Annotated in this window: 1 protein-coding gene; it reads right to left on the bottom strand. The window is 78.0% G+C overall.

Going from position 1 to position 468, the window contains the following annotated elements:
- Positions 1-468: acyltransferase domain-containing protein (locus tag PUR61_RS16510; RefSeq protein ID WP_329879608.1), on the bottom strand; the 468-nt coding region annotated here is incomplete at both ends.

Raw genomic sequence — 468 nt, 5'->3', positions numbered from 1 at the left:
TGGCCGCGTCCGCGAGCGACAGCACCCCGGCCACGTGCGCGGCAGCGATCTCACCGATCGAGTGCCCGACCAGGACGTCCGCCCGCACCCCCCAGTGCGTGAGCAGCGCGTGCAACGCCACCTCGACGGCGAACAGCGCCGGCTGCGCGTACCCGGTCCGGTGGCCGAGGTCCTCGTCGTGGAGCGCGACGGCCAGCGGCACGCCCAGGTGCGGGTCCAGCGCGGCGGTGACGGTGGCCAGCGCGTCCGCGAAAACCGGGAACTCGGCGGCGAGTGCCGCCCCCATGGCCGCCCGCGGCGCGCCCTGGCCGGTGAAGAGGCACGCCCGCTTCCCGCGGACCGCGACCCCGTCGACCATGCCCTCGCCCCGGCCTCCGGAGGCCCAGGCGGTCAGCGCGTCGGCCGCCCGTGCCAGGCCGTCGTCGGTCCGCTGCGCGAGGAACACGGCCCGGTGCGGCAGCGCGGCCC

This window comes from Streptomyces sp. BE20, assembly GCF_036322525.1.
GTDB lineage: Bacteria > Actinomycetota > Actinomycetes > Streptomycetales > Streptomycetaceae > Kitasatospora.
This window is presented reverse-complemented; position numbering and strand designations above follow the sequence as displayed.